We start from the raw sequence: 19,999 nt of genomic DNA, 5'->3' as shown, positions 1-19,999 counted from the left end.
GCCCGGAAGCCCGGAACCCTGGAAGTCCGTAGGTCCGGAAGTCTGGAGCCCCGGAAGTCCGGCGGGCCCGGAGGCCTGCTGCCCGCTGGCCCGCAGCACCGGAAGTCCGGAGGACTGCTGGCCCGCAAGCTCGCAGCTTCCGGGAGCCCCGAAGTCCGCAGGCCGTAGGCCAGGAAGCCCGCAGACCTGCAAGCCCACCAAGCCCACCAAGCCCGCAGTCCGTGGGCCCCCAGCACGCAAGCCCCCCGAGCCCGTAGCCCCTAGTGCGCTGCCGGCGACGGCAGTTCTCTATCCGTTCCCCTCGGACTGTTCGTCCGACTTGCCCTCCGTCTTCGCCTGCGTCTCCGTCCTCTCCTTCACGAGCGCCTCGAGCATGCGCCCGATGTGCGCCTCGGTCGCCGCCTTGTCGACGCCCGCGCGGCTGAGGACGCCTTCGCCGTTCTCGAACTCCAGCAGGGCGAGCAGGATGTGCTCGGTACCGACGTAGTTGTGGCCGAGGCGGAGCGCCTCGCGGAAAGTGAGCTCCAGGACCTTCTTGGCGGCCGGGCCGTAGGGGACCAGTTCGGGGACCTCGTCGGCGGCGGGCGGAAGGGCGGCGACGGCCGCCTCACGGACGGCGCCCAGGGAGACGCCCTGCGCGGTGATCGCCCGTGCGCCGAGTGCGTCGGGCTCGCTGAGCAGGCCGAGGACGAGGTGCGCGGGCAGTCCCTCGGTCCCGCCCCTGGCCTTGGACTCGTTGTGCGCGACGAAGACGGCCTTGCGGGCTCGCTCGGTGTAGCGGCCGAACCCCTGGCTGGGGTCGAGGTCCGCCTCCGCCTTCGGCACGAACCGCTTCTGCGCGGCCTGCCGGGTGACGCCCATGCTCCTGCCGATGTCCGTCCAGGACGCCCCCGAACGCCGTGCCTGGTCCACGAAGTGCCCGATCAGATGATCGGCCACGTCGCCCAGGTGATCTGCCGCGATCACCGCGTCCTGGAGCTGGTCGAGCGCGTCGCTGTGCACCTTCTTGATGGCCTCGATGAGGTCGTCGAGACGCACGGATGCCTTGCCGGGTGGATTCGTCGTCATGTGTCAACGTTAGGTTGACAGTCCAGGGAGTGTCAACCCGAAGTTGACATCTGTCGTCATTCAAGGTGCCGGCGAAGTATCCGCAGGGTGCGCGCGAAGAGCCCGCGAAGAGCCCATGGGGCATCCGTCGGGCGGGGGTGAGGCGGAGATGGACGGAGGTTGGACGGAGGGCAGGGGAGGGTGTCTGCCGTCCGGAGTCCGGCGGTCGAGGCGCTGTCCACAGGGTGTGGACGATCCGACGACTTCGAGGCCAGGCCACACTTCGGCACCCGGCCGTCCCGTGACACGATCGGGGGATGAGTACGTCCAGCACCGTGGAGCGCGCCTTCGGGGCCGCCCTCTACGCCGACTCCGAAGCGGCCCTCGACACCGGCGCCTCCCTGCTCGCCGCCGACCCGGCCTCCGACGCCGAACTCGCCCGGCGCGGTGAGGAGTTCGCCGCGGCGGCCTGGCGTCGCGGCTGGCAGCCCGCCGATGTCGTACGGATCGTGCGGCGCGACCTGGACGACGTACACGTACGCCTGGTGACATCCTTGATCATCGAGGAGAGTCGGGGCGACCGCTCGCCCCGGGGTGCGCGCTGGGCGGCCCAGCTCGACGAGCTGGAGGCCGAGCCGCACGACCTTCGCACCGACCGCTTCACCCGCGCCACCGCCGCCCTGGAGCTCTACCGTCTGCTCCTGCGCCTGCCCTCCATCGAGCCGCTGCACCCGCCGAGGGTGCCGGCCACGGCGGCCGCCCCGCAGGAGACGCGCATGCTCACCCGTATCCGTGCCCTGCTCGCGAAGGCGGAGGCGACCGGGTTCCCGGAGGAGGCGGAGGCGCTCAGCGCCAAGGCGCAGGAGCTGATGGCGCGGCACAGCATCGACGAGGCGCTGCTCGCCGCCCGGACCCACGCGAAGGACGCGCCCGGCGCCTGCCGTATCGGCGTCGAGCCGCCGTACGAGACGGCCAAGGCGGTGCTCCTGGACGCGGTGGCGGGGGCGAACCGCTGCCGGGCCGTGTGGAACGACGCTCTCTGCTTCTCGACCGTGGTCGGCTTCGAACCCGACCTGGAGGCGGTCGAGCTCCTCTACACCTCGCTTCTCGTGCAGGCCACGGGGGCGATGACGAAGGCGGAGGCGGCGCAGCGGGCGGGTGGCCGCAAGCGCACGAAGACGTTCCGGCAGTCGTTCCTCGCCGCGTACGCGCACCGGATCGGTGATCGGCTCGCGTCGGTCGCCGAGGGGCAGGTGACCGCCACGGAGGGGGAGCTGCTGCCAGTGCTGGCAGCCCGTGACGTCGCGGTCGCGGACCACCTGGACCAGATGTTCCCGGAAACCGTGACAACCCGGATGCGTGGCGTCACCGACGAGGCCGGCTGGCACGAGGGTGCCGCGGCGGCGGACCGGGCCCAGGTCCGGGGCAGACGCCCGCTCCCGTAAGCACCCGGCCGTCCCTGAGCCCTCGGCTGTCCCGTGTCGGCCCGGCGGTTTCCGTGAGTCCTCGGCTGTCCCGTGAGAGTCCGGCTGTCCCGTGTCGGCCCGGCGGTTTCCGTTAGCCCTCGACCGTCCCCTGAGAGCCCGGCCGTCCGTGAAGGCCCGGACGTCCCGTGAGATCTCGGCTGCCCCGTAAGCGCCCGGCGGTTCCGGATGGGCCCGGCAGGGCGCTCGCTCGTCAGTCGCCCGCGTGCTGGAACGGCGTCACGGAGGCGTTCGGCTCGCTCGCCGAGCCCTTGCCCGCGACCGGGCCGTACGACCACGGGAAGCTCTGCGTCGTGCCGGCGCCGGGAAGGCTGATCTTCAGCGTCTTCACGGCGAGGGTCTTCGCGTCGCCCGCCGCACCCCGCACGTAGGTGATGGTGAAGGACGCGGTGTCGCCCTCGGCGAGGGTCAGTTGTTCCGGTGCCGCGGACTTGTCCGCGGCGATGTCCGCCGACGTGTCGCCCGCCTGTACGGAGAGCCCGGGGAAGCCCTTCAGGGTGCACTGGGCGCCCTTGTTGGTCAGGGTGACCGGGATGTTGCCCGTGTCCCCGGCGGCCGTGGCGGCGTTCGCGGGACCCACCTGGATACCGGCGTCACCGATCACGCAGGCCGCGACGGCGGCCTTCTTCGCGGAGCCGGCCGAGTCACCGGACTTCCCGGAACTGCTGGAGCTGCCGCCGCCGTCGCAGGAGGTCAGGGCGAGGGCGGCCGCGAGGGCGGTGACGGCGATGGGCAGAGCGCGCATGTGTTCCCCTGGAGGTCGTGACGATGTGCATGGATCATCACGCACTTGGGGCCGACGATGTTGCGCGCCCCTGGCCGTTCACCCACCCGGGACCGATATCGCCCGCTATTGTCCGCGGATCTTCCCCGCGCTGTCGGAACGGACCGTCGACGGAATGCATTGTCCGAACGGACCGACGGAACGCCTCTGACGTAACGAGCCGACGGAACGCCCTGACGGACCGACCGGACCAGACCGCACCGGACCGGACCGGAACGAATCGGGTGCGGGCGCCGGGGCTCGTGGAGTTCGCGGGATCAGGAGCCCAGGCTCGCCGTGGGCAGGTCTGTGGGCAGCTTTCCGCCCGTGCTCTTGGTGTACGTCTCCTTGCCGAGGCCGCCCTCCCAAGTGACCTTCAGGGTCGTACCGCTGACGGAGTCGACCATGCCGACGGCACGCTTCTTGCTGCCGTCCGTACAGGCGAGGCGGATCATCCGCATGCTCGCCTCGTCGGACGAGGTGCCGCTGCACACGGTGCCGCCGGTCGCGAAGAGGCCCGCCTGCTTGCCGTTGATCATCAGGACCACGGCCTTGCCGCCCGAGGTGGTGAGCCAGCTGCCCTGAAGTTCGCCGCTCGCCGAGGAGGTGCTTCCGGAGCCGCCGCCCGTACCGGCGTCACCCGTACCGGTGGCGTCCGTGGCGGACGCGCTCGGGCTCGCGGACGCGTCCCCGGAGTCGCCGCTCCCGCTGCTGCAACCGGTCAGCACGAGCGCCGCCGCCACTCCTGCGGTCGCGGCCGCGATGCGCGCCTGGCGTGACGGGAAGGTCGCCGTAGTCACTGAAGCCCCCAAGGTGGGTTGGATGCGGGTCGCCCGAACGATCGCAGCAAGCTATCAGGAGGACCTGGGGATCCCGGCCAGGTCCTATAGGTAGGAGATTACCTACGATTGACGTGTAGGCAATCTCCTACCTATCCTGTCGGCCATGAACATCACCCACGCCTCCTTCGTCACGCTTCCCGTCGCCGACCAGGACCGGGCCCTGCGCTTCTACACGGACGTCCTCGGCTTCGAGGTCACCGCCGACCAGGACATGCCGCCCGGCCGGTGGCTCCAGGTGGCGCCCGAGGGGGCGCAGACCGTCTTCACTCTCTCGGATCCGGGCATGGGGAGTTTCACGCCCGGCGAGACCCGGGGGATCATGTTGGTCACGACCGATGTCGACGCCGACTGCGCGCGGCTCAGTGCCGCGGGTGTCGCGGTGGAGGGTCCCGACGACCTTCCCTGGGGCCGCATGGCCTCGTTCCGCGATCCCGACGGCAACGGTCTGATGCTGATCACGGAGAAGGCCCTGGAGACGGCCTCGGAGTAGGAGTGAAGGGTGCTGAGCGCGCCATGACGAGGACCGGAACCGGGACCGGCCCGGAAGTCGGGACTCCCGACGGGGTTCCCGTCGAAACTCTCGCCGCCCGCGAGGACCAGACCTTCGCCGCGCTCGCCAACGCCACCCGCCGCGAGGTGCTCCGGCTGCTGCGCGAGCAGGGACCCCAGCCCGTCCAGGCGCTGGCCGACCGCTTCGCCATGCGCCGCCCCAGCCTCTCGGAACATCTCAAGGTGCTCCGAGAGGCCGGACTCGTGTCCGAGGAGCGCGCGGGCCGGCAGCGGATCTACCGCCTGGAGGCCGCCCCTCTCGCCGACGTGCAGGACTGGCTCCATCCGTACGAGCGGTTCTGGCGCGACAGGCTGAAGGGTCTCGGCGATCTCCTGGACCGCATGCCCGACGATGCCGAGACATGACCCCCGACTCACAAAGCGTGAACCCTGACCCGCAGGACGCGAACCCCGCCCCGCAAGGCGCGAACCCCGCCCCGCAAGGCGTGAACCCCGACCCGGCGGGACCGAGCCCCGTCTCCGAGGGCGACCTCACGACCATCCGCGTCGACCAGTTCCTGCCGCATCCGCCGGCCAAGGTCTGGCGTGCGCTCACCGAGCCCGAACTGCTCGCGCAGTGGCAGATGCCGGGGTCCGAGAACTTCCGGCTCGAAGTCGGCCACCAATACACGCTGACCGCGGTCCCGCGCCCCAACTCGAACTTCTCCGGCACCGTTGACGTGCGCGTTCTCGCCTACGAGGCGCAGCGGATGCTGAGCGTCCGGTGGGCGGACGCGAACGCGTCGCGTCCTGCGGACTGGACCATTACCTGGACACTGGAACAGGAAGGGCGCGGTACGCGTCTCTTCCTAGTACACGCGGGATTCGATCCGGACGATCCCGCACAGATGATGGCGCGGAAGATCATGGACGGGGGCTGGAGATCGCATGTGATGCGATCTCTGGGGAATGCGCTGGACCGAATGTAGTTCGTCCCGCACTCCGGTTGAGCTGCAGGCCGTAGTCGGGTGAACGACAGTCGGTAGTCAAGGGCCGGTAAAAGCTGTAACCGCAGGACCACCCCGCGTGCACGTGCATCTGCCCATGCATCTGCACATGAACAGAGCTATGATCCGAGTCAGTTGACTACTGCATCTATGGCCACCTCAGCCACTGCACGACCGGGGAGCGACCTGTGGACCACGACGTGTTCGACGTGGATGACGTGTACAACGGTATGGCTGAATTCGTGTACAACGGCATGGCTGCGACCGAGCTGGACGGCGTCGCCTGGCAGAAGAGCCGGCACAGCAACTCGCAAGGTTCCTGTGTGGAGTTCGCACGGCTGCCCGGCGGTGACGTGGCCGTGCGGAACTCGCGGTTCCCCGAGGGGCCCGCGCTCGTCTACACACGCGCCGAGATCGAAGCGATGCTCCTGGGCATCAAGGACGGCGAGTTCGATCACCTGATCGCGGGCTGACAGCCGTGATCGTGAACCGTCCGGAACGGGCCGGTCGCGGGAGAGCCGGTCGCGGGGCGGGCGACGTCAACCGAAGGTGATCGCCGTACAGCGTTCTGTAACGCGCGTAGAACCGCGGCGCCAAAAGACGCCGCGGTTCGTCATTCGGAGGGGGGTTCGGCCGTCCCCGGATGGGATCCCAGCCGGAACAGCGCCCACACGACCTTGCCGCTGAGTGTTCCGGCGAGCGGGTGCCAGCCCCAGCTGTCCGAGAACGAGTCGACCAGGAAGAGTCCGCGCCCCGACTCCGCCGCGAAGTCGTCCGAGTCGCCGGCGACCGGACTGTCGTGGCTGGGATCGCGCACCGCGCACACCACACGTGAGGTCCACCGCATCAAGTGCAGTCGTACAGGCGGCCCTTGGTCGTCCTTGCGGGGCGTGTCCGAGGGCAGCGCGTGCCGCAGGGCGTTGGTGACGAGCTCGGAGACCACCAGACAGACGTCGTCGAAACGGTCGCCTATCTCCCAATGGTCCAGCGTTCCGCGGGTGAACTGCCGGGCCTCGCGCACCGCTTCGTAGCGGGCGGGCAAGGCGCACGAAGCGGCGCTGGACACGGCCGCGGGATCGAGAGGCGGAAGTCCCTGCCGTAAGGGTTCGAGCATGGTCGATCCATTCGTCCCCATGCGAGGCACTCCCGGGTGTTCGCGGTCGTTGCGATGCAGCGGTGGCGCGAGGACCATGGTTCCGAATGCGTACGGCAGATGCAAGGGCAGATGCACGTGCACGCGCCCGAATTGGACCTTCCTCTCCTACTTCTTGCTCATTTCTTCCATCACCTTATTCTCAGTTGTTGACACCCGACTGGTCTTTTCCTGTGCTCTGCCTTTGGCTACTTTCCGTTTCCGTAACTGAACGAGTACTGCTTGAAGTGTTTTAGTGGCAGACTTCGGCGTCTGGGAGACGGTTGGGGAGGCTGACGAACGTGAGCGCTGGTGAGTCGAGCGGCTCGGTGGTGCGGCGCATGCTGCTGGGGTCACATCTGCGGCGCCTGCGTGAGGCGCGTGGCATCACCCGTGAAGCGGCCGGCTACTCGATCCGTGCCTCCGAATCGAAGATCAGTCGCATGGAGTTGGGAAGGGTGAGCTTCAAGACGCGCGACGTCGAGGACCTGCTGACGCTCTACGGCATCAACGACGAAGCCGAGCGCACCTCCCTGGTCTCGCTCGCCAAGGAGGCCAACGTCGCGGGCTGGTGGCACAGTTACTCCGACGTCCTGCCGAGCTGGTTCCCCACCTATGTCGGCCTCGAAGGCGCGGCCCACCTGATCCGGGTGTACGAAGTGCAGTTCGTGCACGGCCTGTTGCAGACCGAGGCGTACGCCCACGCGGTCGTCCGGCGCGGGATGAAGGGTGCCTCCGCCGCCGACGTCGACCGGCGCGTGGCCCTGCGCCTGGAGCGGCAGAAGTACCTCGTCTCCGAGAGCGCCCCCGAGTTCCACATCGTCCTCGACGAGGCCGCGCTGCGCCGCCCGTACGGCGACCGCGAGGTGATGCGCGGACAGCTCCAGCATCTGATCGAGGTCTCGGAACAGCCCAACGTACGGCTTCAGGTCATGCCGTTCAGTTTCGGCGGCCACTCCGGTGAGAGCGGTTCCTTCACCATTCTGAGCTTCCCGGAGTCCGACCTGTCCGACGTCGTCTATCTGGAGCAGCTCACCAGCGCGCTCTACCTGGACAAGCGCGAGGACGTCACCCAGTACGAGGGCGCGCTCAAGCAGTTGCAGCAGGACAGCCCGGGGCCGTCCGAGAGCCGCGACCTGCTGCGGGGGCTGCTCCAGCTCTCCTGAGAGTGTCCACAGGCTTCTCCGGACTTCGCCGGTCTCCTTCAACTCCCTTGAAACACAAGTACGATGACGTGTGATCAGACCGTGATCAGATGTCTGCTGACCCGGGCCAAGGACTGCCTCGGCAGCACAGGGATTGAGGGAGCACATGTCGTCCTACTTCACCGACCTGGCCCAGCAGTACATCGACGGCGAGTGGCGTCCGGGAACGGGCTCCTGGGACATCATCGACTTCAACCCGTACGACGGCGAGAAGCTGGCGTCGATCACGATAGCCACGGTCGACGAGGTTGATGAGGCCTACCGCGCCGCCGAGCGCGCCCAGAAGAAGTGGGGCGCGACGAACGCGTACGCGCGTCGCGCGGTCTTCGAGAAGGCGCTCGCCGTCATCGACGAGCGCGAGGCGGAGATCACCGAGGTGATCATCGCCGAGCTGGGAGGCACCCGCCTCAAGGCGGCCTTCGAGCTCCACCTCGTCCGGGAGTTCCTGCGCGAGTCGGTCCAGCTGGCGCTGCGCCCCGAGGGGAAGATCATCCCCTCGCCGGTCGACGGCAAGGAGAACCGCCTCTACCGCGTCCCGGTCGGCGTCGTGGGTGTCATCAGCCCCTTCAACTTCCCCTTCCTGCTGTCGATCAAGTCGGTCGCGCCGGCCCTCGCGCTCGGCAACGGCGTGGTCCTGAAGCCGCACCAGAACACCCCGATCGTCGGTGGCTCCCTGGTCGCGAAGATCTTCGAGGACGCGGGCCTGCCCGGCGGTCTCCTCAACGTCGTCATCACCGACATCGCCGAGATAGGCGACGCCTTCATCGAGCACCCGGTCCCGAAGGTCATCTCCTTCACCGGCTCCGACAAGGTCGGCCGGCACGTCGCCACGGTCTGCGCCGCGAACTTCAAGCGCTCGGTGCTCGAACTGGGCGGCAACAGCGCCCTGGTGGTCCTGGAGGACGCGGACATCGACTACGCCGTCGACGCGGCGGTCTTCAGCCGCTTCGTCCACCAGGGCCAGGTCTGCATGGCCGCGAACCGTGTCCTCGTGGACCGCTCGATCGAGGCCGAGTTCACCGAGAAGTTCGTCGCCAAGGTCGGGACGCTGAAGACCGGCGACCCGAGTGACCCGCAGACGGTGATCGGCCCTGTCATCAACTCCTCCCAGGCGGACGCGCTGGCCGGTGTCGTCGAGCAGGCGATCGCGGAGGGCGCCACCGCCCTGTTGCAGGGCACGACCACGGACAACATGGTCGAGCCCTCCGTCCTGACCGGCGTCCCCGCCGACTCGGACCTGCTTCGGCAGGAGATCTTCGGGCCGGTCGTCTTCCTCGTCCCGTTCGACGGGGAGGAAGAGGCGGTCCGGATCGTCAACGACACCCCGTACGGCCTCTCCGGCGCCGTCCACACGGCCGACATCGAGCGCGGTGTGAACTTCGCCAAGCAGATCGACACCGGCATGTTCCACGTCAACGACGGCACCGTCCACGACGAACCCCTCGTCCCCTTCGGCGGTGAGAAGCACTCCGGCATCGGCCGCCTGAACGGCGAGACGACGGTCGACTCCTTCACCACGACGAAGTGGATCTCGGTGCAGCACGGGCGGAGCCGCTTCCCCTTCTGACCCTTCTGGCCCTCTGGCCCCTCGGACCTTCCTTCCGAGACGCCTTCGCGTGATCGTTCAGCGTGCCCGGACCCTTGCGGACAGAACCTGACCGCAAGGGTCCGTAGCGTCATCGGTGTCAGCCAGGAGGACCCGATGAAAGGCGGCCGGTCATGGTCACGCATGTGCGAGCGGAAGAGCAGGGCGACGAACGAGGGGCGCTGCTCGCCTTCATCGAGGAGCAGCGCAGTGGCATCCGCCGGTCGCTGCTCGGGCTGACCGAGGAACAGGCCGCGAGCCGGCCGAGCACCAGTGAACTCTCCCTTTCGGGACTGCTCAAGCATGTCGCCGAGGTCGAGCAGGGCTGGGTGGCCCGCGCCAAGGGCGAGTCGCCCGCGGTGAAGCGGGACGAGTCGAACTGGCACGAGTGCTTCGTCCTCGCCGACGGCGAGACGGTCGCCTCTCAGCTCGCGTACTGGGAGAAGGTCGCCGCCGAGACGGATGAGTTCCTGCGCGCGGTGCCGAGCCTCGACGACACCTTCGCGCTCCCGAACGACCCCTGGTTCCCACCCGAGGCCCGCGTCTCGATGCGCTGGCTGGCCCTCCACCTGATCCGAGAGACGGCTCGCCACGCCGGGCACGCCGACATCATCCGCGAGTCCCTGGACGGCAAGACGGCTTTCGAGCTGGTGGCGCAGGAGCAGGGCACCTCCTGGGGCTGAGCCGCCGCGAGACACCTGCTGGGGCTGAGCCCCCCGCCTGAGGCCTGACGGTCCGACGGCATGCCGTCGGACCGTCTCGTCGTTACGCGACGGCACCCACCCTCCACCGCCACCTGCCCTCCACCGCCACCCGCCGCTCCTCCCGGAGGGCCGCGAGCCGGTTCGGCGCGACAGCCTCGCTAGTGGTGGAAACTCGTCGCCGCGTCCTTGTCATGGGTCATCGGACCCGGCTGGCGGCGCAGTTCGGGCAGCAGCCGGGTCAGATCCTCGATGAAGAGGTCGGCGAGGTCGGACGAGAAGCCGTTGCGGCACACAACGCGCAGCACGGACAGATCCTCGCGGTTCTCCGGGAAGGTGTACGCGGGCAGCAGCCAGCCGCTCTCGCGCATTCTCCGGGACACGTCGAAGACGTCGTACGCGGTCACCTCGGGGGCCGTCGTGAAGGCGAACACCGGCAGCTCGTCGCCCCGGGTGATGAGCCGGAAGTCGCCCATACAGTCGATGCGTTCGGCGAGTGCGCGCGCCACGTCCCGGGTCGTCTGCTGCACGGTCCGGTAGCCCTCGCGGCCCAGCCGCAGGAACGTGTAGTACTGCGCGACGACCTGCGCTCCGGGCCGGGAGAAGTTGAGCGCGAACGTCGGCATGTCGCCGCCCAGGTAGTTCACCCGGAAGACCAGTTCCTCCGGCAGCTCGGCCGCCGTCCGCCACAGCGCCCAGCCGACACCCGGGTAGACCAGGCCGTACTTGTGCCCCGAGGTGTTGATCGACGACACCCTGGGCAGCCGGAAGTCCCAGACCAGGTCCTCGTCGATGAACGGCGCGATCATCGCCCCGGACGCGCCGTCGACATGGACCGGGATGTCGAGGCCGGTGCGCTCCTGGAGCCGGTCCAGCGCCGCGCACAGCTCCTCGATCGGCTCGTACGACCCGTCGAAGGTGGAGCCGAGGATGCCGACGACCCCGATCGTGTTCTCGTCGCACAGCTCCGCCGCCGCCTCGGGGTCGAGGTGGAACCGGTCGCCCTCCATGGGGATCTGGCGGGCCTCGACCTCCCAGAAGTTGCAGAACTTCTCCCAGCACACCTGGACGTTCACGCCCATGATCAGGTTGGGCCGCGCGCCCGGGTAGCGGTCCGCGTTGCGCTGCGTCCAGCGCCGCTTCAGCGCCATGCCGGCGAGCATGCACGCCTCGCTCGACCCGGTCGTGGAACAGCCCACCGCGGCCGACGGATCCGGCGCGTTCCACAGGTCGGCGAGCATCGAGACGCAGCGCCGCTCCAGCTCGGCCGTGCGGGGGTACTCGTCCTTGTCGATCATGTTCTTGTCCCGGCACTCCGCCATCAGGACCCCGGCCTGCGGTTCCATCCAGGTGGTGACGAAGGTGGCCAGGTTCAGCCGGGAGTTCCCGTCCAGCATGAGTTCGTCGTGGACGAGTTGGAGCGCGGTCGTGGGCGGCAGCGGGCCGTCCGGGAGGCGGTGCTTCGGCGGCGCCTCGACCATGCCGCTGACCGGATTGGTCTCGCCGTAGAACGGATTGACGGAGAGCGGGCGGTCATCGGGCTTCTGGTGGCCCTGGTGGAGCGGCATGGGCTTCTCCCAACGCTTCAGCGGGACGGCGCGTCCCTTTGGTTCATCTGCTTCATCGGATGAAGGCCACCCGTCGGTTCACCGGACCGAACTTCCGTCCTCGCGCAGTTGCAGCTGCGGCCGTCCGGTCACCAGAAGCCAGGCCGGCAGCGAGGCGATGCAGAGCAGGGCGATGATCGTGGGCGAGGACACCAGGACGGCGGCCGTGAACAGGCTCACCCAGCCCTGCCGGGTGGTCGCGAGGAGCACGCCCAGCACTCCGGCGGCCAGGCCCAGCGACGCCGGGACCGAGGACACGAGCGCGTGGGCGCACAGACCGAACGAGGCACCGGCGAAGACGGCCGGGAAGATCCGGCCGCCCCGGAACCCGCAGGACGTCGCGACGACCAGCGCGGCCAGCTTCACCACGGCCATCAGAGCGTACCGGCCCGCCGAGTAGGCGTCCGGGTTCCGGGCGATCTCATCGACCTGCTCCAGGCCCTTGAACAGCGTGAGCGGCCCGCCCAGACAGCCCAGTAGGCCGAGGACGAGCCCGCCGACGGGTAGGGCGATCATGGGGTGGCGCAGGAGCGAGAACACCTTGTGGACGTAGGGGAACACGTAGACGGCGGCCATGCCGAGCACCGCCGCCGCGGAGGCGATCACGAGGGCGGACAGCACATCGGCCCAGCCGGGATCACCGAGCGGGGGCAGATCCAGGTCGAAGCTCGGATGGCCGATCAGCGACGTGGTGATCGAGCCCACCGAGGCCGCCGTCAGCGGTGCGAAGAGGTTGTCCCACAGCAGGCCCTTCACCTGCCGCCCGGCGAGCGCCTCGGAGATGACCAGCGCCGCCGCGACCGGAGTGCCGAACAGGGCGCCGATCGTCCCCGCCTCGGCCAGGGTCACCCACAGCACGCCGGGCGCCGCGGGCGCGAACCTGCGGCCCGCCCAGAACGCCAGCGCGACGTTGGTGGCGATGATCGGGTTCTCGGGACCGAGGCTCGGGCCGCCCGCCAGCATCAGCGCGGTGGCCACCAGCAGTCCGGGCAGGATGAAGAGCGCCATCGGCTCCCCCTGGATCCCCACGGTGGCCGGGTCGGGGCCCGCGTGGCCCGGCGCCTTCCACACCACCAGACCGACCAGGATGCCGGTCGTGGTGAGCATGACGATCATCCAGAGCGAGGAGTATCCGCCGATGTCGAGCGCGTCCGGCAGGTCCGTCCACAGCACGTCCTTGAGCTGGTCGGCCAGCTTGCTCACACCCACGTAGAGAAGGGCCGAGACCGCTCCGACGACCACGGACGGCAGGAACAACGGCAGGAGGGTCCTTGCGGGCGTCGCCCGGGTGAGGGCCGGTCCCGGGGGAGCCGCTTCGTGGGTCACGGGCTCACCCTAAGCGCGCGAAACGGACATAACATCCCGGGCGTCGTCCCCGGACCCCCGGTATTCCGGGCTTGCACCTCACGTCACGTCAGGCCTCATCGTGAAGGGCGTATCGAGGAAGGAGCGGAAGTGGGCTACTCAGTGGGCCAGGTCGCCGGATTCGCCGGGGTCACGGTGCGCACGCTGCACCACTACGACGAGATCGGTCTGCTCGCGCCGGGCGGACGCAGCCATGCGGGTCATCGGCGCTACGACGACGCCGACCTCGACCGGCTGCAGCAGATCCTGTTCTACCGAGAGCTCGGCTTCCCGCTCGACGAGGTCGCCGCCCTGCTCGACGACCCGGAAGCGGACCCGCGCGCGCATCTGCGCCGCCAGCACGACCTGCTGACCGCCCGGATCGAGAAGCTGCAGAAGATGGCCGCGGCCGTGGAGCACGCCATGGAGGCACGCACGATGGGCATCAATCTCACGCCCGAGGAGAAGTTCGAGGTCTTCGGGGACAAGGACCCGGAGGCGCACGCGGAGGAGGCCGAGCGCCGCTGGGGCGGCACGGACACGTACGCCGAGTCGCAGCGCCGCGCCGCCCGCTACACCAAGGACGACTGGAAGCGCATGCAGGCCGAGGTGGCCTCCTGGGGCGAGCGGTACGACGCCCTGATGGAGGCCGGGGAGCGGCCGGACGGCGAGCGGGCCATGGACATGGCCGAGGAACACCGGCAGCACATCACCAAATGGTTCTACGCGTGCACGTACGAGATCCACCAGGGGCTCGGCGGCATGTACGTCGCCGACGAGCGGTTCAAGGAGTTCTACGACTCCATGCGGCCGGGTCTGGCCGAGCACCTGAGGGACGCGATCACGGCGAACGCCGCCCGGCACACCGGGGAGGCCTGACCCAGCAGGTGTCCGTGACGGCGACGGGCGCGGGGCCGGCCGGTTGCCGCCCGTCGCGCAGGCGGTGCCGTCGGCATCGGTAAGGGGCGTCCGCCACTGCGGGCGCCCCTTACCGATGCGCGCTACTCCTTCGCCAGGACCACGGCCGTGCCGTACGCGCACACCTCCGTGCCCACGTCCGCCGCCTCCGACACGTCGAAGCGGAACATCAGCACGCCGTTGGCGCCGCGCGCGCGTGCCTGCTCGACGAGCCGCTCCATGGCCTGGTTGCGGGTCTCCACCAGAGTCTTGGTGAGCCCCTTGAGCTCACCGCCGATCATCGACTTCAGGCCCGCGCCGATCTGGCTGCCCAGATGACGCGAGCGCACGGTGAGGCCGAAGACCTCGCCGATGACCTGTTCGACGCGATGGCCGGGAACGTCGTTCGTCGTCACGACCAGGACGTCCGAGTGGGGACCCTGGCCGCCGCCGTATTCATCGATACCCATGGTCCACAGCTTTGTCCCAGTCGTCGCACAGTGCATCCTGGAGTCACGGGTGGAACCTGGCGTGGACACATTGCGTTGATAGCTTTGGCCGGCCGTACAGGACCGCCGTCCTCCCCTCACCCCTCAGGAGCCCGGAACCGTGATGACGCTTGCCCTCGGTCCCAGCTGGCTGGATCCGAACACGCTCCTGGACAACTTCGGCATCTGGGGCCTGCTGCTGGTCGTCTTCGCCGAATCCGGCCTGCTCATCGGCTTCTTCCTGCCGGGTGACTCGCTGCTGTTCACCTGCGGTCTGCTGATCGCCACGGGCGCCATGGACTTCCCGTTGTGGGCGGCGGTCCCGCTGATCTGTCTCGCCGCGGTCCTCGGCGACCAGGCGGGCTACCTCTTCGGCAAGAAGGTCGGGCCCTCGCTCTTCACCCGCCCGAACTCCCGCCTGTTCAAGCAGGAGAACGTGGTCAAGGCCAACGAGTTCTTCGAGAAGTACGGGCCCAAGTCCCTGGTGCTGGCCCGCTTCGTGCCCGTCGTGCGCACGTTCACGCCGATCATCGCCGGTGTCAGCGGCATGAGGTACCGCCCCTTCCTCACCTTCAACGTCATCGGCGGCGTGATGTGGGGCGCGGGCGTCACGCTGCTCGGCTCCTGGCTCGGCAAGATCGAGCTCGTCAACAAGAACATCGAGCTGATCCTGATCCTGATCGTGCTCGTCTCGGTGGTCCCGATCATCATCGAATTCCTGCGCGCCCGTTCGAAGGCCAAGAAGAACCCGCCCCAGGAGTACCAGGAGTCCGTCCAGGCCCAGCCCGCGGACGCCTACGCCCGGCCCGCCGCGCCTGTCATGGACGACGCGACCAGGCCGCTGCGCGTGCCGCCGGTCCACGAGGGCCAGGACCCGTCGTACGGCAGCCAGGGCCAGCAGTACGGCAACCAGGGTCACGGCCAGTCGTACGGCAACCAGGGCCAGGACCGGCAGTACGGGAACCAGGGCCACGACGCGTACGGCAATCAGGGGCAGGGCTACGGCCATCAGGGCAACGGGTACCCGTCCCAGCAGCCCCAGCCCCAGCAGCCCTACGGCTCGGACCAGGGCTACGGCTACGACCAGCAGCAGTACGGTCAGCCGCAGTACGACCAGGGTTACCAGCAGGGCTACGACCAGGGCCAGGCCCACCCGCCGCAGCAGTACCCCCAGCAGCACCCCCAGGGCCACCCGCAGCAGCGGTACGGCGCGGAGCAGTACCCCTACGACCAGGGCCCCACGCAGAACTGAGGACCGGGCCTCCGGCGACCCGGCCTTCCGCGCCCCGCCCTCCGGCGGCCCGGTCCTCCTGGGACCGGGCCTCAGAACCCGCGCGTCCGCTTGGCGGCCCGCCGCCCGCCGGCGGAGCCGCCGGGCAGGCGCAGGAACAGCCGCGAGATCTCCGAACCCAGGTTCACGCCGATCGCGATGGCCATCGCGAGGGCCGCGGCCTTGGTGAGCGACACCAAGCCCTTGTCGACCTCGTTCTGGGCGATGGACAGCAGCCCGAAGTAGGTCGCCGAACCGGGCAGCAGGGGCCCGATCGCTGCCGTCGTGTACGGCAGCGCGGAAGCGAACCGGTAGCGCGAGAGCAGTTGCCCGAAGAGACCTACCAGGCCCGCGGCGACGGCCGTGGAGGCCACCGGCGAGATACCGCCCGCGTAGTGCATCGCCCCGTACACCGACCAGGCCACGCCTCCGTTGAGGGTCACCGCGAGGACGGTGGATCGTTCCTGCTGGAGCAGGATCGCGAAGGTGAGCGACAGCAGCATGGACGCGGCGATCTGGATCAGCGGCCGCTCCGATAGGCTCAGCCCCGCGTCCGGGTTGAGCTGCGTGCCCAGCTTCACGCCGAAATAGAGCACCAGCAGGACGCCGGAGACGATGCCCACGAAGAAGTACATGACTTCGAGCAGCCGCGCGGACGCGGTGATGTAGAAGCCGGTCAGCCCGTCCTGCACCCCCGCGACGAGCGCCCGCCCCGGCAGCAGCGCGAAGAGCCCACCGGTGATCACCGCGGAGGCGTTCACGTCGACATGCGCCAGCGTGAGCGCGACCCCTATCGCGGCCGGCGGCATCGCGGCCACCGTGAACTGGTAGAACTCCGGCAGCCCACGCCCCGCGCACAGCCACGCGAGCCGGTCGCCCAGCATCGCGCCGAGTGCCGCGGCGACGAACACGATCGCGTCACCGCCGACGAGCACGGAGGCGGCGCCGGCGAGCAGCCCGCCGGAGGCGGTCAGTACCCAGCCGGGATACGGGTGCCGGTTGCGCCGGATCTCCGCGAGCCGCCCGTAGGCCTCCTCCAGGGAGATCGCGGTCTCCGGGTCGCTCAGGTCGTCGACGAGCCGGTAGACGGCCGCCAGGCGTGTGTAGTCGGTGCCCCGGCGCCGCACGGTCCGTGACGCCGTCACCGGGTCGTCCACCAGGGACGGCTGGTGCGAGATCGACAGCAGGGTGAAGGTGACGTTCGGCTCGCAGCGGTCAAGACCGTAGGAGCGGCAGACCGCGAACATCGCCGTCTCAACGTCCTCGGCGCCCTCACCGCCCGCGAGCAGCAGCTCGCCGATGCGCAGGGTCAGGTCGAGGACGCGCGGGACTGCGGGCCCCGACTCGTCCTCCTTGTGCACGGGTTCGGGCGCGGGCCGCTCGGTCACCGGCATGCGCAGCATCGTGCGCATCCGGTCCTGCCACGGCACGTCCTTGGTCAGGCTGACCAAGGGGATGCCGGTCGCCGGGGTGAACGCGGGCGGGGCGTGCTTGGCGCTGTAGGTGCGCGGCGTGCTGAACGCCGAGCCCTCCTGCTCAGGACCGGCCTGCTGCGGTGCGTCGAGACCCTTGGGCAGCGCGAACTCCGAAGTCGTCGACGATTCCTCGTCGGCCGCCGCCGGCCCCGGCGCCGCCACACCGGCGGGCGAGCTGAATGCACTCCTAGCCTCGTCCGACTGCGGCTTGCGGTCTTCCGCTTCCGGGTCCGCCACCAACTCCAGCCTCGCCTTTCGCGTCTGTGTGGTTCTCCTTCTTGCCTTCCGTATGCCTCAGTATGCGTACGGAAGGCACGAACGGGCCGCGCGACCCCCATGGGGATCACGCGGCCCGTTCGGAAGCGGAGGAGGTCATCGACCGCCCGCGGGGAGGTCAGTGACCGCCCTGGTCCTTGAAGCGCTTGTAGGAACGCTCGACCTCGGCCTCGGCCTCGGTACGGCCGACCCAGTCGGCGCCCTCGACGGACTTGCCGGGCTCCAGGTCCTTGTAGACCTCGAAGAAGTGCTGGATCTCCAGGCGGTCGAACTCCGACACGTGGTGGATGTCGCGCAGGTGCTCCACACGCGGGTCGTGCGCCGGGACGCACAGCAGCTTGTCGTCGCCGCCGGCCTCGTCCGTCATACGGAACATGCCGATCGTGCGGCACTGGATGAGGCAACCCGGGAAGGTCGGCTCGTCCAGGATGACCAGGGCGTCCAGCGGGTCGCCGTCCTCGCCGAGAGTGTTCTCGACGAAGCCGTAGTCGGCCGGGTAGCTGGTCGAGGTGAAGAGTCGACGGTCCAGACGGATCCGACCGGTCTCGTGGTCCACCTCGTACTTGTTCCGTGAACCCTTCGGAATCTCGATCGTGACGTCGAACTCCACCGGTGGCTCCTCCATGATCAGCACATAGTTCTGGTGATTAAGTGTCCCTCACGCAGGTGGGTGATCGCGAAAGGGGCTGGTGGTCGTGCCAGAGCTGAGGGCTTGGCGGGCTGCGAGACCGCATGTGGTGCGGGTCGCGCGAACGGTGAAACCGCATGTGGCGCGGGTCACCCGAGCCGTGCGTCCGCGTGCCGTGCGGTTGACGACACCGCAGCTCACAGCCGTCGCGGCCACCGTGGGCCTGGCCCTGGCGGCCGGGGCGGTGACCGTGGCCGGTCCCTGGGACTCCACCGGCCAGCGTACGGCCGAGCGGGACTGGGCCGCATCGCGGGCGCCCGAGGGTGGCACAGATCACGCACGTAAATCCGGTACGCCCCGAACGTCACCCCGGCCCGCCCCCAGCGCCGCCTCCGTGCTGGCCGGACTCGGCGGCTCCGCGAGTGCCGTGCCCGTCCCCGCCGGGAAGGCCCTCGCGAACGTCCTCGACCCGCTGCTGGCCAACCCCGTCCTCGGCTCGGTGCGCACCGCCGTCGTGGTCGACGTGGCGACCGGCACACGGCTCTACGGCAAGGGTGCCGACCAGGTCCAGACGCCGGCCTCCACCACGAAGATCGCCACCGCGGTCGCCGCCCTCACGGCGCCGGGCCCCGACCACCGCATCCGGACGCGTACGGTCCTGGAGCCCGACACCAAGGAGGTCGTGCTCGTCGGCGGCGGCGACCCGACGCTGACCGCCCGCAAACCCGCGGACGGCTGGGCGGACCTGAGCACCCTCGCCGAGGAGACGGCCGCCGCCCTGAAGGCCCGCCACATGAACCACGTGACGCTCTCCTACGACACCTCGCTGTACTCCGGCCCCGGCCTCCACCCCATCGGAGTCAACGAGAACATCGCGAAGGTCACCGCCCTGATGGCCGACGAGGGCCGACTGGACGACACTACCGGCGGACCGGCCGGACGCGCCCTGGACCCGGCGGCGGACGCCGCGCGCAAGTTCGCGGACCTGCTCCACGACCACGGCATCACCACGACAGCACCCGGCCCCTCGAAGGCGACGAACCGCTCCGAGGCCCTCGCCTCCGTCTCCTCGCCGCCGCTGTCCGCCCTGGTCGAGCGGATGCTGACCAACAGTGACAACGACATCGCGGAGGCCCTGGCCCGCCAGGTCGCCCTCGCCACCGGCGAGGAACCCAGCTTCGACGGCGACGCGAAGGCGATCCGCGCCCAGCTGAAGAAGCTCGGACTCCCCCTGCCCGGGGCGCAGTTCGCGGACGGCAGCGGCCTCAACCGCGCCGACAAGCTCTCCGCCGACCTGCTCACCGCCCTGCTGGCCAAGGCCGGCGACCCGGCCCACCCCGAACTCCGTTCGGTCCTCACCGGCCTGCCCGTCGCCGGCTTCACCGGCACCCTCAGCACCCGTTACGCCGACGCCCCCACCGCCACCGGTGTCGTCCGCGCCAAGACCGGCACCCTGACCGGCGTCAACACCCTCGCCGGCACGGTCGTCGACAAGGACGGCCGTCTGCTGGCCTTCGCCTTCCTGACCTCCGACGCCGCCCACCCCCCGAACCCCCTGGAAGCGCGGGCCGCGTTGGACCACACGGCGACGGCACTGGTGGCGTGCGGCTGCCGCTAGGACCTGTCCTGGCCGTCCCCGAACGGACACCTCCGACCCCGCCCGGCCCGTGCACACCAGAAGCACCACCAGCCCCTCGATCGGGGCGCATCCGGCTCCGTACCTCTCACCGCAGCCGGACCCGCTCACGTACGGTTGACG

General features: G+C 69.6%; 20 protein-coding genes. 11 read left to right on the top strand and 9 right to left on the bottom strand.

What is annotated here, in order from left to right; translation table 11 throughout:
* Positions 1-288: 288 nt before the first annotated feature.
* Positions 289-1,068 carry a Clp protease N-terminal domain-containing protein gene (locus N4G66_RS15650; protein WP_261704708.1) on the bottom strand — a complete coding sequence of 260 codons (780 nt, stop codon included), beginning with the start codon at positions 1,066-1,068 and terminating at the stop codon, positions 289-291.
* 296 nt (positions 1,069-1,364) lie between these two features.
* On the opposite strand from N4G66_RS15650, the gene N4G66_RS15645 reads away from it, so the two are divergent.
* Positions 1,365-2,492 (top strand): DUF2786 domain-containing protein, encoded by a 1,128-nt coding sequence (locus N4G66_RS15645; protein ID WP_261704707.1) that lies wholly within the window; start codon positions 1,365-1,367, stop codon positions 2,490-2,492.
* 232 nt (positions 2,493-2,724) lie between these two features.
* Here the strand turns inward: N4G66_RS15645 and N4G66_RS15640 are convergent, their stop codons facing one another.
* Entirely contained in the window at positions 2,725-3,276 is a 552-nt protein-coding gene (locus tag N4G66_RS15640) for a DUF4232 domain-containing protein (RefSeq protein WP_261704706.1), read from the bottom strand.
* A 296-nt stretch (positions 3,277-3,572) separates the two neighbouring features.
* Positions 3,573-4,094, bottom strand: coding sequence for a hypothetical protein (locus tag N4G66_RS15635; protein ID WP_261704705.1), 522 nt, complete (start codon positions 4,092-4,094; stop codon positions 3,573-3,575).
* 145 nt (positions 4,095-4,239) lie between these two features.
* Here N4G66_RS15635 and N4G66_RS15630 point away from each other — a divergent pair, with 145 nt between their 5' ends.
* The 4 genes from N4G66_RS15630 (at position 4,240) to N4G66_RS15615 (ending at position 6,105) form a co-directional block, all read left to right on the top strand.
* Positions 4,240-4,626: a VOC family protein gene (locus tag N4G66_RS15630; protein WP_261704704.1), complete on the top strand. Its 387-nt coding sequence runs from the start codon at positions 4,240-4,242 to the stop codon at positions 4,624-4,626.
* A gap of 23 nt (positions 4,627-4,649) precedes the next feature.
* Positions 4,650-5,051 (top strand): ArsR/SmtB family transcription factor, encoded by a 402-nt coding sequence (locus tag N4G66_RS15625; RefSeq protein ID WP_261704703.1) that lies wholly within the window; start codon positions 4,650-4,652, stop codon positions 5,049-5,051.
* Positions 5,048-5,614 carry an SRPBCC family protein gene (locus tag N4G66_RS15620; RefSeq protein WP_261704702.1) on the top strand — a complete coding sequence of 189 codons (567 nt, stop codon included), beginning with the start codon at positions 5,048-5,050 and terminating at the stop codon, positions 5,612-5,614. The genes N4G66_RS15625 and N4G66_RS15620 overlap by 4 nt, the downstream gene beginning before the upstream one ends.
* Positions 5,615-5,820: 206 nt before the next feature.
* Positions 5,821-6,105, top strand: a complete 285-nt coding sequence (locus N4G66_RS15615) for a DUF397 domain-containing protein (protein ID WP_103552684.1) — start codon at positions 5,821-5,823, stop codon at positions 6,103-6,105.
* A 140-nt stretch (positions 6,106-6,245) separates the two neighbouring features.
* Here the strand turns inward: N4G66_RS15615 and N4G66_RS15610 are convergent, their stop codons facing one another.
* A complete protein-coding gene (locus N4G66_RS15610; protein WP_261704701.1) occupies positions 6,246-6,767 on the bottom strand; it encodes an ATP-binding protein in 522 nt (173 codons plus the stop codon).
* Between the two features lie 338 nt (positions 6,768-7,105).
* On the opposite strand from N4G66_RS15610, the gene N4G66_RS15605 reads away from it, so the two are divergent.
* The 3 genes from N4G66_RS15605 (at position 7,106) to N4G66_RS15595 (ending at position 10,237) form a co-directional block, all read left to right on the top strand.
* Entirely contained in the window at positions 7,106-7,930 is an 825-nt protein-coding gene (locus tag N4G66_RS15605; RefSeq protein WP_261704791.1) for a helix-turn-helix domain-containing protein, read from the top strand.
* A 145-nt stretch (positions 7,931-8,075) separates the two neighbouring features.
* On the top strand, positions 8,076-9,536 hold the full coding sequence (locus N4G66_RS15600) for an aldehyde dehydrogenase family protein (RefSeq protein ID WP_261704700.1): 1,461 nt from the start codon (positions 8,076-8,078) through the stop codon (positions 9,534-9,536).
* Between the two features lie 152 nt (positions 9,537-9,688).
* On the top strand, positions 9,689-10,237 hold the full coding sequence (locus tag N4G66_RS15595) for a DinB family protein (RefSeq protein WP_261704699.1): 549 nt from the start codon (positions 9,689-9,691) through the stop codon (positions 10,235-10,237).
* 179 nt (positions 10,238-10,416) lie between these two features.
* On the opposite strand, the gene N4G66_RS15590 is transcribed toward N4G66_RS15595, so the two are convergent.
* On the bottom strand, positions 10,417-11,823 hold the full coding sequence (locus tag N4G66_RS15590) for a glutamate decarboxylase (protein WP_261704698.1): 1,407 nt from the start codon (positions 11,821-11,823) through the stop codon (positions 10,417-10,419).
* 78 nt (positions 11,824-11,901) lie between these two features.
* The gene (locus tag N4G66_RS15585; RefSeq protein WP_261704697.1) at positions 11,902-13,188 is read right to left on the bottom strand and encodes an ion channel protein; all 1,287 of its coding nucleotides are present in this window, start codon (positions 13,186-13,188) and stop codon (positions 11,902-11,904) included.
* Positions 13,189-13,317: 129 nt separating this feature from the next.
* Between N4G66_RS15585 and N4G66_RS15580 the strand changes: the two genes are divergently transcribed.
* Positions 13,318-14,085 carry a MerR family transcriptional regulator gene (locus N4G66_RS15580; RefSeq protein ID WP_261704696.1) on the top strand — a complete coding sequence of 256 codons (768 nt, stop codon included), beginning with the start codon at positions 13,318-13,320 and terminating at the stop codon, positions 14,083-14,085.
* A 122-nt stretch (positions 14,086-14,207) separates the two neighbouring features.
* On the opposite strand, the gene N4G66_RS15575 is transcribed toward N4G66_RS15580, so the two are convergent.
* Positions 14,208-14,573: a YbjQ family protein gene (locus N4G66_RS15575; protein ID WP_261704695.1), complete on the bottom strand. Its 366-nt coding sequence runs from the start codon at positions 14,571-14,573 to the stop codon at positions 14,208-14,210.
* Between the two features lie 139 nt (positions 14,574-14,712).
* Here N4G66_RS15575 and N4G66_RS15570 point away from each other — a divergent pair, with 139 nt between their 5' ends.
* The gene (locus tag N4G66_RS15570) at positions 14,713-15,843 is read left to right on the top strand and encodes a DedA family protein (RefSeq protein WP_261704694.1); all 1,131 of its coding nucleotides are present in this window, start codon (positions 14,713-14,715) and stop codon (positions 15,841-15,843) included.
* Positions 15,844-15,914: 71 nt separating this feature from the next.
* Here the strand turns inward: N4G66_RS15570 and N4G66_RS15565 are convergent, their stop codons facing one another.
* Entirely contained in the window at positions 15,915-17,573 is a 1,659-nt protein-coding gene (locus N4G66_RS15565) for a threonine/serine exporter family protein (RefSeq protein WP_261704693.1), read from the bottom strand.
* A gap of 157 nt (positions 17,574-17,730) precedes the next feature.
* A complete protein-coding gene (locus N4G66_RS15560) occupies positions 17,731-18,222 on the bottom strand; it encodes an inorganic diphosphatase (RefSeq protein ID WP_261704692.1) in 492 nt (163 codons plus the stop codon).
* A gap of 79 nt (positions 18,223-18,301) precedes the next feature.
* Between N4G66_RS15560 and dacB the strand changes: the two genes are divergently transcribed.
* Positions 18,302-19,858, top strand: coding sequence for a D-alanyl-D-alanine carboxypeptidase/D-alanyl-D-alanine endopeptidase (gene dacB, locus N4G66_RS15555; protein WP_261704691.1), 1,557 nt, complete (start codon positions 18,302-18,304; stop codon positions 19,856-19,858).
* The last annotated feature ends 141 nt before the right edge of the window (positions 19,859-19,999 follow it).

It is taken from the genome of Streptomyces rhizosphaerihabitans (genome assembly GCF_025399795.1).
Lineage (GTDB): Bacteria > Actinomycetota > Actinomycetes > Streptomycetales > Streptomycetaceae > Streptomyces > Streptomyces rhizosphaerihabitans.
The sequence above is the reverse complement of the archived record's forward strand: the minus strand, read 5'-3'. Positions and strand labels throughout refer to the sequence as shown.

Coding starts and splice junctions, on each gene's coding strand:
- N4G66_RS15645 (WP_261704707.1), top strand. CDS start 1,365: ATGAGTACGTCCAGCACCGTGGAGCGCGCCTTCGGGGCCGCCCTCTAC.
- N4G66_RS15610 (WP_261704701.1), bottom strand. CDS start 6,767: ATGGGGACGAATGGATCGACCATGCTCGAACCCTTACGGCAGGGACTT.
- N4G66_RS15600 (WP_261704700.1), top strand. CDS start 8,076: ATGTCGTCCTACTTCACCGACCTGGCCCAGCAGTACATCGACGGCGAG.
- N4G66_RS15650 (WP_261704708.1), bottom strand. CDS start 1,068: ATGACGACGAATCCACCCGGCAAGGCATCCGTGCGTCTCGACGACCTC.
- N4G66_RS15575 (WP_261704695.1), bottom strand. CDS start 14,573: ATGGGTATCGATGAATACGGCGGCGGCCAGGGTCCCCACTCGGACGTC.
- N4G66_RS15640 (WP_261704706.1), bottom strand. CDS start 3,276: ATGCGCGCTCTGCCCATCGCCGTCACCGCCCTCGCGGCCGCCCTCGCC.
- N4G66_RS15630 (WP_261704704.1), top strand. CDS start 4,240: ATGAACATCACCCACGCCTCCTTCGTCACGCTTCCCGTCGCCGACCAG.
- N4G66_RS15625 (WP_261704703.1), top strand. CDS start 4,650: ATGACGAGGACCGGAACCGGGACCGGCCCGGAAGTCGGGACTCCCGAC.
- N4G66_RS15590 (WP_261704698.1), bottom strand. CDS start 11,823: ATGCCGCTCCACCAGGGCCACCAGAAGCCCGATGACCGCCCGCTCTCC.
- N4G66_RS15620 (WP_261704702.1), top strand. CDS start 5,048: ATGACCCCCGACTCACAAAGCGTGAACCCTGACCCGCAGGACGCGAAC.
- N4G66_RS15605 (WP_261704791.1), top strand. CDS start 7,106: ATGCTGCTGGGGTCACATCTGCGGCGCCTGCGTGAGGCGCGTGGCATC.
- N4G66_RS15595 (WP_261704699.1), top strand. CDS start 9,689: ATGGTCACGCATGTGCGAGCGGAAGAGCAGGGCGACGAACGAGGGGCG.